This window comes from Pedococcus soli, from assembly GCF_054782575.1.
Window position 1 is genome coordinate 1,056,473 of record NZ_BAAGSF010000004.1, and the last position, 12,715, is coordinate 1,069,187.

The 12,715-nt window shown below is 71.5% G+C and carries 13 protein-coding genes; 5 read left to right on the plus strand and 8 right to left on the minus strand.

What is annotated here, in order from left to right:
- Nucleotides 1-202: 202 nt before the first annotated feature.
- Nucleotides 203-565, plus strand: a complete 363-nt coding sequence (locus tag ACYVKF_RS11050; protein ID WP_056916291.1) for a sterol carrier family protein — start codon at nt 203-205, stop codon at nt 563-565.
- 72 nt (nt 566-637) lie between these two features.
- On the opposite strand, the gene ACYVKF_RS11055 is transcribed toward ACYVKF_RS11050, so the two are convergent.
- From ACYVKF_RS11055 to ACYVKF_RS11065, 3 genes are all read right to left on the minus strand, one after another.
- Nucleotides 638-1,672: a Gfo/Idh/MocA family protein gene (locus ACYVKF_RS11055; protein WP_460966449.1), complete on the minus strand. Its 1,035-nt coding sequence runs from the start codon at nt 1,670-1,672 to the stop codon at nt 638-640.
- A 64-nt stretch (nt 1,673-1,736) separates the two neighbouring features.
- On the minus strand, nt 1,737-2,603 hold the full coding sequence (locus ACYVKF_RS11060) for a spermidine synthase (protein WP_460966450.1): 867 nt from the start codon (nt 2,601-2,603) through the stop codon (nt 1,737-1,739).
- 2 nt (nt 2,604-2,605) lie between these two features.
- A complete protein-coding gene (locus ACYVKF_RS11065) occupies nt 2,606-3,652 on the minus strand; it encodes a zinc-dependent alcohol dehydrogenase family protein (protein WP_056919341.1) in 1,047 nt (348 codons plus the stop codon).
- A 54-nt stretch (nt 3,653-3,706) separates the two neighbouring features.
- On the opposite strand from ACYVKF_RS11065, the gene ACYVKF_RS11070 reads away from it, so the two are divergent.
- On the plus strand, nt 3,707-4,579 hold the full coding sequence (locus ACYVKF_RS11070; RefSeq protein WP_056919339.1) for an LLM class flavin-dependent oxidoreductase: 873 nt from the start codon (nt 3,707-3,709) through the stop codon (nt 4,577-4,579).
- Here the strand turns inward: ACYVKF_RS11070 and ACYVKF_RS11075 are convergent.
- The 4 genes from ACYVKF_RS11075 to ACYVKF_RS11090 all read right to left on the minus strand — a co-directional run bounded on the left by ACYVKF_RS11075 (nt 4,572) and on the right by ACYVKF_RS11090 (nt 8,460).
- Nucleotides 4,572-5,420, minus strand: a complete 849-nt coding sequence (locus ACYVKF_RS11075) for an anti-sigma factor (RefSeq protein WP_460966451.1) — start codon at nt 5,418-5,420, stop codon at nt 4,572-4,574. The genes ACYVKF_RS11070 and ACYVKF_RS11075 overlap by 8 nt on opposite strands.
- Nucleotides 5,417-5,965 carry an ECF RNA polymerase sigma factor SigK gene (gene sigK / locus ACYVKF_RS11080; protein ID WP_235529196.1) on the minus strand — a complete coding sequence of 183 codons (549 nt, stop codon included), beginning with the start codon at nt 5,963-5,965 and terminating at the stop codon, nt 5,417-5,419. Before sigK ends, ACYVKF_RS11075 begins: the two co-directional genes overlap by 4 nt.
- A gap of 73 nt (nt 5,966-6,038) precedes the next feature.
- A complete protein-coding gene (locus tag ACYVKF_RS11085) occupies nt 6,039-6,677 on the minus strand; it encodes a fasciclin domain-containing protein (protein ID WP_056916297.1) in 639 nt (212 codons plus the stop codon).
- A 214-nt stretch (nt 6,678-6,891) separates the two neighbouring features.
- Nucleotides 6,892-8,460, minus strand: coding sequence for a molybdopterin-dependent oxidoreductase (locus ACYVKF_RS11090; RefSeq protein WP_460966452.1), 1,569 nt, complete (start codon nt 8,458-8,460; stop codon nt 6,892-6,894).
- 96 nt (nt 8,461-8,556) lie between these two features.
- Here ACYVKF_RS11090 and ACYVKF_RS11095 point away from each other — a divergent pair, with 96 nt between their 5' ends.
- Nucleotides 8,557-8,784 (plus strand): hypothetical protein, encoded by a 228-nt coding sequence (locus ACYVKF_RS11095; RefSeq protein WP_056916299.1) that lies wholly within the window; start codon nt 8,557-8,559, stop codon nt 8,782-8,784.
- Nucleotides 8,785-8,814: 30 nt separating this feature from the next.
- Nucleotides 8,815-10,353: an amidophosphoribosyltransferase gene (purF, locus tag ACYVKF_RS11100; RefSeq protein ID WP_056916300.1), complete on the plus strand. Its 1,539-nt coding sequence runs from the start codon at nt 8,815-8,817 to the stop codon at nt 10,351-10,353.
- Nucleotides 10,354-10,378: 25 nt separating this feature from the next.
- Here the strand turns inward: purF and ACYVKF_RS11105 are convergent, their stop codons facing one another.
- On the minus strand, nt 10,379-11,362 hold the full coding sequence (locus tag ACYVKF_RS11105; RefSeq protein ID WP_460966453.1) for a hypothetical protein: 984 nt from the start codon (nt 11,360-11,362) through the stop codon (nt 10,379-10,381).
- A gap of 184 nt (nt 11,363-11,546) precedes the next feature.
- Here ACYVKF_RS11105 and purM point away from each other — a divergent pair, with 184 nt between their 5' ends.
- Nucleotides 11,547-12,662, plus strand: a complete 1,116-nt coding sequence (gene purM, locus ACYVKF_RS11110) for a phosphoribosylformylglycinamidine cyclo-ligase (protein WP_460966454.1) — start codon at nt 11,547-11,549, stop codon at nt 12,660-12,662.
- The last annotated feature ends 53 nt before the right edge of the window (nt 12,663-12,715 follow it).

The following is a 12,715-nucleotide window of genomic DNA, read 5'->3' on the forward strand; positions in this document are numbered from 1 at the left end:
CGCTTCCCCCTGCGTGGCCGGACCGTTCGTCCCCTGTGGTGTCCCCTGTCGTGAACCATAGGCCTGCCCACCGACAGGCGTACATGGGTAGAAGTACCCATTCCCTGGAGCCGCTGCCGGCACGTCGCGAGCGACCCGCGCCGGCCGGTCGCGTCGGACCGCCGCGTCCGACCGCCCCCTGCTCGCTGCCTACGATGGAGGTATGCCGCCGCGCCGCCGAGTCCCTGTCGCCGCCGGACGCTCGGCGGTGCAACGCTGGCAGGCAGAGGGTGCGGACCTCGCCCGCGCGGACCTGGCCACCGCCGTGCGCTACGCGCTCGAGGAGCTCGCGACGGTCGCGCCCGGTCGCAGCGTCGAGGTGCGCGTGCCACCGTTCGGCGCGGTCCAGTGCGTGTCCGGCACGACCCACACGCGAGGCACCCCGCCCAACGTGGTCGAGACCGACGCGCAGACGTGGCTGCAGGTGGCCACCGGCTCCCTGAGCTGGGACGGGGCCTGGGAGGCGGGCAGCCTGCGGGTCAGCGGCCACCGGGCCGACCTCACGGCATACCTCCCCCTGGTCTGACCCCACCACCTGCCCGACCTGCCCACGTCCCGGACCTCGGGGCAGCACGCGCGGGCAGCGTGCGGGCGCGGATCACTCGCCGGGCAGGCGGAACCCGATCTGCTCGCGCACGGCGTCCATCGCGTCCATGACGCGCAGCGTCTCGGCCCACGGCAGGAGCGGCGACTCGAGCAGCCGGGCGTCGACGCAGGCAGCCACCTCGACGATCTCGTGGTGCAGGCCGTGCTCGCGGTCGCTGGGTTCGAGGACGTCGAGCACCTCGTCGTGGGGCGACAGCAGGGTCATGGTCGACTGGCCGTAGAAGGCGCCGGTGAACTCCAGACGCGCCCGGGTCCCGGAGATGGACGCGGTCGTGGGGGTGCTCGAGACCATGCTGGCGCTGAGCAGCCCGAGGGCCCCGGCGGCGTTCTGCACCGTGACCACCTCCTGGGCGTCCACGCCCTCGGTGGTGAGGACCCCGGTCGCGGACAGCGAGTCGAACTCGCCGAGCACCATGGAGGCGAACGAGATCGGGTAGACGCAGAGGTCGAGGAGGGCACCGCCGGCGAGGGCCGGGTCGCTGAGCCGCTGGGGTCCGTCGGGATAGAGCTTCTGCCCGTGGTCGGCCGCGACCAGCTGCACCTCACCGAGCAGCCCCTGCTCGAGGACCTGGCGGACGACGTCCATGTGGGGGAGGAACCGGGTCCACATCGCCTCCATGGCGAACAGCCCGGCGCGCTCCGCCGTGTCGAACACGGCGCGTGCCTCGGCACCGGTGCGCGTGAACGCCTTCTCGACCAGGACGGGCTTGCCCGCCTCCAGGGCGAGCTGGGCGTGGGCCAGGTGCTCGGAGTGCGGCGACGCGACGTACACGGCGTCGACGTGCGGGTCCGCGACGAGCTCCTCGTAGGAGCCGTAGGCGACCTCGACGCCGAACTCCCGCTGGTACTCCTCCGCCCGGTCGAGGCTGCGCGAGGCCACCGCCCGGAGCTCCTGGCCCGTCCGTGCGCGCAGTGCCCGCCCGAACGTGCGGGCGATGCCGCCCGGGGCGATCACCCCCCAGCGCAGCACCGGTGCGGAGCGGGGGTCGGGGACGCGCGGGGTGGGCAGCCTGAGGGCGGAGGTCATGGACTCCATCCTGCCGCGTCGACCCCGGTATGGCGCGGGGCAGCCGCCCGTCGGCCCGTGCGCCTCAGCGCACGCGCCAGCCCTCGACGCGGGGTGGCTCGGGGGAGGCCTCGGCGTCCTCGTCGGTGAACGGCTGCGCCGACCCGAGGGTCCTGGCCAGCGACGGACCGTGCAGCAAGGTGGCCGAGAAGGCCGTCATGGCGACCCTGCGGGCCAGGGCCGTCAGGGGCAGGGGCTGGGCGCTCGCGACGAGGACGGTGTTGCCGAAGCGTCGACCCTTGCGGACCTCGGAGGTCGCGATCGCCGCCGTGTGCGGCAGGACGGTGGCGATCGTGGCGTGCAGGCGGGCGAGGTGGCGACGACTGGGCTCGTCGGCGGTGTTCATCGCGAGGAGACCGCCCGCCCCGAGCACGCGGGCGACGTCGGTGAACCACTCGGTCGAGGTGAGCTCGGCAGGGACGCGGCCGGCGGCATACGCGTCGACAGCCACCAGCTCCGCACTGCCGTCGGCGAGCTGGCGCAGCCCGCTGCGACCGTCCACCGGGCGCACCCGGATCCGGTGACCACGCGGCAGCGGCAGCGTCTGGCGCACGGCGCTGGTCACGTCCTGCGCGGGCTCGAGGACGATCTGCGGCGACCCGGGTCGGGTGTGGGCGACGTAGCGGGGGAGGGTCAGGCCGGCCCCACCCACATGGGTGGCGGCCACGGGTCCGTCCGGCAGCACGTCGACCACGGCCGCGAGGAACTGGACGTACTCGAAGACGAGGAGGCGGGGGTCGCCGAGCTGGACGTAGGACTGCGGGTGCCCGTCGATCATGACGACCGTGCCGCCGGTGCCGTCGTCGACGAACTCGACCGGCGAGGTGCCGGCCTCGTCGGCGGGGTCGGCGCGGCTGTCGGGCGTGCGCCTCGACCCACGGTCGCGGCCCATCGTCAGGGGCGCAGCAGCGACTTGATCGCGCGGCGCTCGTCCATCGCGGCATACGCCTCGGCGACCTCGCTGAGCGGCAGCTCGAGGTCGAACACGGCACCCGGGTTGATCGTGCCGGCGAGGACGTCGTCGCGCAGCTGCGGCAGGTACTGGCGCGCGGGGGCGATGCCTCCCGCGATCCCGACGTTGCGCACGAACATGTCGCGCACCGGGTACTCGATGCCGTGCGGCACACCGACGTACCCGACCGTGGCGCCGGGCCGCGCGACGGCGATGGCCGTGTGCATGGACTCGTTGGTGCCGACGCACTCGAGCACGGCGTCCGCACCGACGCCGTCGGTGAGCTCCTTGACCGCGGCGACGGCCTCGTCGCCGCGCACCTCGACCACGTCGGTGGCCCCGAAGTCGCGGGCGACCGCCTGGCGCGAGGCGTGCCGTGAGAGCGCGATGATGCGCTCGGCCCCCATGCGGGCGGCAGCGAGGACCCCGCTGAGACCGACCGCCCCGTCGCCCACGACGACGACGGTGTCGCCCTCGGAGACCTTGGCGGCGACGCCCGCGTGCCAGCCCGTGCCCATGACGTCGGAGAGGGTGAGCAGCGACGGGACGAGCGAGTCGTCGGGGACCTCACGGGTGGACACGAGCGTGCCGTCGGCCAGCGGGACGCGGACGTACTCGCCCTGACCGCCGTCGGCCAGCACACCGTCCCGGTCGTTGCCGCCCCAGAACCCGCCGTGCGAGCACCGCGACTGGATGCCGACCCGGCAGTGCGGACAGGTGTTGTCGGAGTACATGAACGGTGCGATGACGAAGTCGCCCGGGCGCAGGCTGCGCACCTCGGCGCCGACCTCCTCGACGATGCCGACGAACTCGTGCCCGATGCGGGTCGGCTCGGTCACGTCGTTGATGCCGCGGTACGGCCACAGGTCGCTGCCGCAGACGCACGAGGCGGTGACGCGAACGAGGGCGTCGGTGGGGGCGACGAGGACGGGGTCGGGGACCTCGTCGAGACGGATGTCGCCGGGCGCGTGGAGGATCGTGGCCTTCATGGACCCAGCCTCCCACGCGCGCGGGGGAGGCCGGCAGCGGCATACAGTCGCGGGATGCGCCTTGGCATCACGATCCTTCCCGAGCACCGCTGGTCCGTCGCCGAGCCGTTGTGGCGCCGGGCCGAGGAGTACGGCTTCGACCACGCCTGGACCTACGACCACCTCGTGTGGGCCGGCCTGCCGGACTCCCCGTGGTTCGGGGCGCTGCCGACCCTGACCGCAGCCGCCACGGTGACCTCGACGATGCGGCTCGGCACCTTCGTCAGCTCACCGAACTACCGGCACCCGTACACGTTCCTGCGCGACCTGCTGGCCGTCGACGACATCTCAGGGGGTCGGCTGATCTGCGGCCTCGGCACCGGTGGCGACCTCGACTCGCGGATCCTCGGCGAGGAACGGCCCCTCAAGGAGCGGGTGCAGAGGTTCCACGAGTTCGTGGAGGTGCTCGACAGGCTGTCCCGCGAGGACCACGTGTCGCACGACGGTGCTCACTTCACGACGGTCGACGCGCGCACCCTGCCGGGTTTCGTGCAACGACCACGGGTGCCGTTCCTCGTCGCGGCGAACGGACCGCGGTCGCTGCGGCTCGCGGCCCGGCTCGGGCAGGGCTGGGTCACCTACGGCCGGGGTGGCGACACCCTGGAGGAGTGGTGGTCGGGGGTGGCCGCGCTGAGCGAGCTGCTCGACGAGGCCGAGTCGACCGCTGGGCGTGAGCGACCGATCGACCGCTACCTGTCGCTCGACGGCTCGCCGAGGTTCTCGCTCGAGAGCCCCGAGCTCTTCGAGGAGCTGGTGGGTCGGGCCGCGGAGCTCGGCTTCACGGACGTGGTGACGCACTGGCCCCGGACGAGCGCGCCCTACGCGGGGTCCGAGGCCGTACTGGAGCAGGTGGCCGGGCGTCTCGACGCCCTGCGCCGACTCAGCTGAAGGCGAAGAGCGCCAGGGGCGCGGTCGTCGGCGACTTCGAGCCACCCGCCGGCTCGAGGGTGATCCCGGCAGCCAGGGCGCTCCTGGCGTCGCCGTCGAGCATGACGGCCACGGTCGGTGCGCTGCCGTGCGGCATGACTCCGGCGCTGACCATGCCCTGGTTGGGCTGGTTGAACCAGACCTGGAAGTCCTTGCCGTCGGGGGCCGCCGGCATGTTGTCGGCGATGATCACGGCCTTGCCCAGCGACGGGCTGCGGACGATGGTCACCTTGGCGCCGTCGACGGTCTGCACCACGCGCTGCGCGTCCTTGGCCTCGAGGACCTGCTCGGAGGCGGAGATCTGCTGGTTCCCCGTGCCGTTGTCCCACGGGCTCCACGCGATGCCACCGGCGACCAGCGCCACTGCGGCGGCTGCGCCGACGAGCCACTCGGCGACGGGGCGGCGACGACGCATCGGCACGACGTTGGACGGCAGGGCAACCGGACCGGCACCGGGTGCCGGCTCGGTCTCGCCGTCGTCGGTGACGACCGGGATGCGGGCGACAGGGGTGCCGGTCGGGCCGGCGGTGCTGGTGGTCAGGGACTGCTGGGCGTCCCCGGGCTGCTCGAGCGGGGGGAGCGGGCGCACCGTGCGGATGCCGGCCAGGACCGCGTCACGCAGGCCGGCCGGGGGAGCAACCTCGCTGACGAGCGACAGGCTGGCAGCAGCGGCGCGAAGGCTCGTCACCTCGTCCATGCACTCGGGGCACTCGGAGAGGTGGAGCTCGAACGCTGCGCGCTCATGCTCGTCGATGGCATCGACGGCATAGGCACCGACCAGGCTGTGGACGTCGGCACTCATTGCTGCACCCCCAGGGTGTCTCTCAGACGGATGAGTCCGTCACGTATTCGGGTCTTCGCCGTTCCCAGGGGAACGCCGAGGAGGGATGCGACCTCGGTATGGGTGTAGCCACCGAAGTAGGCGAGCTCGACCGCCTTGCGCTGGGTCTCCGTCAAGGAGTCCATCGCGTTGCGCACGCGTTGGGCGTCCAGCCGACGTTCCACCGTCTCGACCGTCTGGTCGAAGGACCGCTCCTGGTTCCGGGAACCGTAGCTGTCCTCGCGGTTGGTGGACGCCTGCGCGGACCGCACCCGGTCGACCGCCTTGCGGTGGGCGATGGTGAGCATCCAGCTCACCGGGGTCCCACGCTCGGGGTCGAACCGGGCGCTGGTGCGCCAGATGTCGAGCAAGGCTTCCTGGGCGACCTCTTCGGACTGCGCCGGATCCCGTACGACGCGCAGCACCAACCCGTAGATCCGGGAGGACACCGCGTCATACAGCTTGGCGAACGCGGACTCGTCCCCGAGGGAACACATCCGCAGCAGTTCGCTGAGGTCCGGTGCCACGGCAGGACCTCCCCAAGTCGGGTTGGGACCTGAGGAAGTCGCTGCCATGGACACCATCATCGCTGATCCGGGCTTACTTGGGGAGCAGGACGCCGTCGATGATGTAGACGGTGGCGTTGGCGGTCTGCACGTTGCCGCAGACCACGTTGGCCGTACCGACCTTGAAGGACTCGCCGGAACCCTCGACGGTGATGGTGCCGCCACCCAGGGTCTTGTGCTCGCCGGCCAGGGTCTCCGGGGTCAGGCGACCCTCGACGACGTGGTTGGTGAGGACCTTGGTGAGCAGACCCTTCGGGTCCTTCATCGCGGCGTCCATCGTGGCCTTCGGGACGGCCTTGAACGCGTCGTTGCTCGGGGCGAAGACGGTGATGTCCTTGGCCGAGTTCAGGGTCTCGCCCAGGCCGGCCTCGCCGACGGCGGTGACCAGGGTGGACAGCGCGGGGTTGTTGCTCGCGGCGGTGGCGACCGGGTCGGTGGCCATGCCGGAGAACGAGCCCTTGCCGCTCGTGGGAACGGCGGCGCAACCGGAGCCGAACGGCTTGGCGGCCATGTCGTCGGTGGTGCTGGAGGACGAGGAGCTCGAGCTGCTCGACATCGGGGACGAGGAGGAGGACGTGGAGGCCGCGTCGGAACCGGAGTTCCCACAGGCGGCGAGGCTCAGGGGAAGGGCGAGGCCGAGGACGGCGATGGTGCTGCGGCGTGCGAGTCGCATGATGTGGCTCCTTGTTTCAGTGACGTTCTGACATCTGGCATTCGGCCCTGCTCGGGAGGCGGATTGGACTCTGGTGAAAGTTTTTTCGAGTCCTTGCCCCGGCGGTCCCTCGAAACCGTTGCGGGACAACGCCAAAGCCCCTGCCGAGCCAGAGCGGCTCAGCAGGGGCCTCGGTGCCGCATCACTTCAAAGTGTTGCGGCTGTTGATGATTCGTCAGGAGACGAGCACGACGATCGAGTGGTAGCCGGACGCTCCACCGGGGAACGGGTCGGCCTTCTCCTGGGTCTGGACCGTGCCGGTGCCGTCGGTGGCGCGCACCGTCAGGTCGTGGCGACCGCTCTTGGCATCCCACTCCCAGAACCACTGGCGCCAGTAGTCCGTGCCGCCGTCCGGTCCGAGCGTGGCCTTCTGCCACGGGCCGTCGTCCACGCGGACCTCGACCTTCTCGATGCCGCGGCCCTGGGCCCACGCGACCCCGCCGACAGCCATCTTCCCGGGCTTGTAGGTCGCGAGGCCTCGGGGCGTGTCGATGCGAGCCTGCGTCTTGACCTTCCCGTCGATGAGCCAGTCGCGCTCGGTCCAGTAGGCCTTGTCCTTGGCGTACGTCGTCGCGGTGAGCTTGGTGACCCACTTGGTGGCGCCGACGAACCCGTAGAGGCCCGGCGTGACCATCCGCGCGGGGAACCCGTGCTTGGGCGGGAGCGGCTCGCCGTTCATCGCCACGGCGATGATGGCGTCGCGGTCGTCGGTGAGGGCCTCGATCGGGGTCGAGATCGTCATGCCGTCGGTCGACTCGCTCAGGATCTGGTCGACGTTCGCCTTCACCCCGGCGCGCTCGAGGAGGTCCTTGATGCGGACGCCCTGCCACAGGGTCGAGGAGATGTAGGGGCCGCCGACCTCGTTGCTGACGCAGTTGAGGGTGATGTACTTCTCGATCATCGGCATCTTGAGCAGCTCGTCGAAGGTGATCGAGTAGGGCTTGTCCACGTCCCCGCCGATCTCGAGCTTCCAGCTCTTCACGTCGATGCGCGGGATGACCAGGGCCGTGTCGACGCGGTAGAAGTCCTTGATCGGGGTGCTGAAGGCGCTGATGCCCTTGACCTTGGTCTCCAGCCCGGCCGGCAGGGCCGGCGCGGTGTTCTGCGGGGCGGGAAGGGACACCGAGGACGGCAGCGTGGGCGGGACGGCCAGCTTCTGGCCGAGCGTGCCGACGGCGGCTGCACCGACCGTGGCGCCGGCCGCACCGATGAGGAAGTTGCGTCGCCCGGTCGTCGAGGCGACCCCCGGGGCCTGCGCGGAGTGGTCGAGCGGGGACTCGTGAGCGGCCACCTCGGTGGCGCCGGTGTTCAGCAGGCGCAGGAGCCCGAACAGGACCCCGACGCCGACGACCGCCGCGGCGAACGCGGGCAGGATGTCGACCGGCGAGGCGGTGGGTCGCAGCATCGCGGCCAGTCCCGCCAGGCCGGCGAGCAGCACGACGAGGACGCCGGCAGCACTCGGCCGCTTGCGGGCCAGCAGGCCGATGCCGAGGGCCGCGAGGGCCGTGACCAGGGCGACGCTGGAGAGCAGGACGGGCTTGTCGTTGGTGCCGAAGTGCTGGATCGCCCATTCCTTGACCGGGGTCGGGGTGGCGTCGATGACCGTCGAACCCACGGACAGCACCGGCGAGGCCGCCGGGTTGACCAGGGCTGCGACGAGGTGACCCACGGCCATACCGGTGAGGGCCGCGAGCAGGCCGCTGACGGCATACCTGAGGCGTTGGCTCTTCGAAGTGGGTTCCATGACCTCCATTCGTACCCGCCGGGGGCAACGGATGGGTAGGGGTGGCGTCGATCAGGGCCAGGCGAGGCCTCGGGGAGGGGGAGGTAGCGTGGACCCGTGCCTCCCACCCGTCGCTACCCGAACTTCGTCGCCTTCATCTCCACCGGGGCGATCCTCGGTTTCATCGTCGGTTCGGTGTTCGCCTACTACGGCGGCAGCAACACCACGGAGTTCGGGCGCTCCTACAGCGAGTCGTCGTCGGTGCTGTTCCTCGGGGTCCTCGGCGCCTGCGTGTTCGGGCTCCTCGCCGCGGTGGTGGCCGTGCTTCTGGAACGCCGCGACTGACGCCGTTCCCCCTGTGGGACACTGACCCACGTGGCACGTGGCGACGGACAGCTGACGCACGACCTCCTTCCGAACGAGAAGGGCCCGCAGGACGCCTGCGGGGTCTTTGGCGTCTGGGCTCCCGGGGAGGAGGTCGCCAAGCTCACCTACTACGGCCTCTACGCCCTGCAGCACCGCGGGCAGGAGTCGGCCGGCATCGCAACCTCCGACGGGCGCAGCATCCTCGTCTACAAGGACATGGGCCTGGTGTCCCAGGTGTTCGACGAGCGGTCGCTCGCCTCCCTGCGCGGACACCTCGCCGTCGGCCACTGCCGCTACTCCACGACCGGCGGCTCCACGTGGGAGAACGCCCAGCCCACCCTCGGCGGCCACGCCGAGTCGACGGTGGCCCTGGCCCACAACGGCAACCTCATCAACTCCGCCGAGCTGCGCGAGCTGGTCGCTTCCCGCGCCGAGGAGGGGTTCGCCCACGGCGGCGGCGAGCTGGTCCGGGGCAACACGACCGACACCGCCCTGGTCACCGCCCTGCTCGCCGACGACCCCGACCGTTCGCTCGAGGCGGCGGCGATGGACATCCTGCCCAAGCTGCAGGGCGCCTTCTGCTTCGTGTTCATGGACGAGCACACCCTGTATGCCGCGCGCGACCCGCAGGGGATCCGTCCCCTGGTCCTGGGCCGCCTGGACCGTGGCTGGGTCGTCGCCTCCGAGACCGCCGCCCTCGACATCGTCGGCGCCTCCCTCATCCGTGAGGTCGAGCCCGGTGAGCTCATCGCCATCGACGAGGACGGCCTGCGCTCACAGCGGTTCGCCGAGACCGCGCGCAAGGGCTGCGTCTTCGAGTACGTCTACCTCGCCCGCCCCGACACGACGATCAACGGGCGCGGCGTCCACGAGTCCCGCGTCGAGATGGGTCGCACCTTGGCTCGTGAGCACCCCGTCGAGGCCGACCTGGTGATGCCGACGCCGGAGTCGGGAACGCCTGCGGCCATCGGCTACGCCCAGGAGTCGGGCATCCCCTACGGCCAGGGCCTGGTGAAGAACTCCTACGTGGGGCGCACCTTCATCGCCCCGTCGCAGACGATCCGCCAGCTCGGCATCCGGCTCAAGCTCAACCCGCTGCGCGAGGTCATCAAGGGCAAGCGCCTCGTCGTCGTCGACGACTCGATCGTCCGCGGCAACACCCAGCGGGCCCTCGTGCGGATGCTGCGTGAGGCCGGGGCGGCCGAGGTGCACGTGCGGATCTCGAGCCCGCCGGTGCGCTGGCCCTGCTTCTACGGCATTGACTTCGCCACTCGGGCGGAGCTCATCGCGACCGGCATCGGCGTCGAGGAGGTCTGCACCTCGATCGGCGCCGACTCCCTCGGCTACATCAGCGAGGAAGGCATGATCGCGGCGACCGAGCAGCCGGCCGACCAGCTGTGCACCGCGTGCTTCTCCGGCAAGTACCCGCTCGAGCTCCCCGACTCCAGCCGGCTGGGCAAGAACCTGTTCGAGACCCTGCCCCTCGACGTCGACGGGGTGACCCTCGGTGTGGGCGGCGGCGCCGCGGACGCCCTCACCCGCCCCTAGGACTCCCCCGGTTCGAGGTATTCGCCTACCGGGATCTGGTGGCTGAATACCTCGAACGAGGCAGGTGGCGGGCGCTCAGCCGAGCGTGGGCGGTGACCACCTGGTCCATGAAGCGCCGTTCCTCGAGTCGCAGCCCGACGAGGTTCATGCGCAGGACGGTGTGATCGGTCAGGGCGAGCTCGTTCTGGCGGAGGTGGTCGTCAGTCACGGACAAGCCCATCTGGTGGCCGGCGCCGTCGATCTCCACGGCGAGACCGATGTCCTCCCACGCCACGTCGAGGTACACCCGTCCGCGCACGCCGTGGCGCAGGACCTGGCGGCTCGGCTCCGGCAGGCCACGGTTCCGGCAGAGTCGGGCGAAGTCGAGCTCCCCGAGCGACTCTGCGCCGAGGGCGATGTCGCGTGCCAGCATCGGGATGAGCCGCCTGCGCGTGCGCCCGCGGGTCGTGTGGGCTGCCTCGAGCAGCTGGGCACCGGTGCAGAGGCGCTGTTGCACGGGCATCACCAGGAGGAGCGCCGCCTGGCGGTCGCTGATGGCCCATCGGGCAGCTCGCACCGCGGCCAGCGCCGGGCGAGTTCTCGGCACCCCCGGCGTCATCACCTCGTCCTCGACTCTCCGGGCCAGCTTGTGCACGCGCACGCCTACGACAGGGTGGACTGCCGCGGTGTGCTTGACCGACACATGGACCATCGCGTCCTCGAACCCGGTGAGGCCGGCCGCCTGCAGGGCGCTCACCCCGTCGAGGGCAGCGATCCCGACGCCCACCTCCCACACCGCCCGTCGTCGCCAGCCGCCGGGACCCAGCGGGCCGGTGTGCAGGGCGACGGTCTGCCTGCCGTGCAGGCGCCAGCGTCCGGCTGACACCTCCCGACGGATCATGCGGTCGTCGATGCCGATCCCTGCCAGCAGGTCTCGGGACAGGACGCCATCGACGGCGTCGGGCAGCTGGGCGGCAGCACTCCTCCGCCAGCCGGTCGTCCGTGGGGTCAGCACGTCTGCCGTGGTCATGCGACGACGCTGTCCCGTGAAGCCCGTGCGGAGTGGTCCTGCACCGACGAGCTGTGGAGGCCACGGCACCGCCTGACCCCCCTGTGGACGGGCGCCCTCCATCCGTTCGAGGTATTCGGCTACCGCATCCCGGTAGGCGAATACCTCGAACGGGGGGGAGTGGCGCGGGGGCTAGGCTGGCCGCGTGAGCGAACCGATCACCTATGCCTCCGCCGGCGTCGACGTCGAGGCCGGTGACAAGGCCGTCGAGCTGATGAAGGCCTCGGTCCGTCGGGCCACCCGTCCCGAGGTGCTGGGCGGCCTGGGCGGGTTCGCGGGCATGTTCGACGCCAGCGCGATCGCGCGGATGACCCGCCCGGTCCTCGCCACGAGCACCGACGGCGTGGGCACCAAGGTCGCCATCGCCCAGGCGCTGGACCGCCACGACACCATCGGGTTCGACCTGGTCGGCATGGTCGTCGACGACATCGTGGTCTGTGGCGCGGAGCCGCTGTTCATGACCGACTACATCGCCACGGGACGCGTGGTCCCCGAGCGCATCGCAGCCATCGTCTCCGGCATCGCCGCAGCGTGCGAGCAGGCCCATGTCGCCCTCGTGGGCGGCGAGACCGCGGAGCACCCCGGACTGCTCGAGCCCGACGAGTACGACGTGGCAGGTGCCGCGACCGGGGTCGTCGAGCATGCCGACGTGCTGGGTCCCGACCGGGTGCGTCCCGGCGACGTCGTGCTGGCCCTCGGCTCGAGCGGGCTGCACTCCAACGGGTACTCGTTGGTGCGCAAGGTGATCGGGGCGGCCGGTTGGCAGCTCGACCGTCACGTCGAGGAGTTCGGGCAGTCGCTGGGGGAGGAGCTGCTCACCCCGACCCGCGTCTACTCCGCCGACCTGCTCGACCTCATCCGCACGGACGGCGTGGACGTGCACGCCCTCTCGCACGTGACCGGTGGTGGGCTCGCCGCGAACCTCGCGCGCGTCCTGCCCCGCGACGTCTTCGCCAGGCTGGACCGCTCCACCTGGACCCCGCCCGCCGTCTTCTCGACCGTCGGCAGTCTCGGTGGCGTCCCCCGCGCCGACCTCGAACGCACCCTCAACATGGGGGTCGGTTTCGTCGCCATGCTCCCGGCCGACCAGGTCGACGCGGCGACCCGGGAGCTCGCCGCGCGCGGCATACCGGCGTGGGCCATCGGTGAGGTGAGCGACCTCGAGGGAGCTGCGATCGCCGACGGCGTCGAGGTCGTCCACGGGGCCAAGGGCGTCGACGGTGGTTCGGTGCAGGTCGTCGGGGACCACCCCTCGGCCTGACCGGCCTGACCGGCCTGACCGGCCTGACCGGCCTGACCGGCCTGACCGGCCTG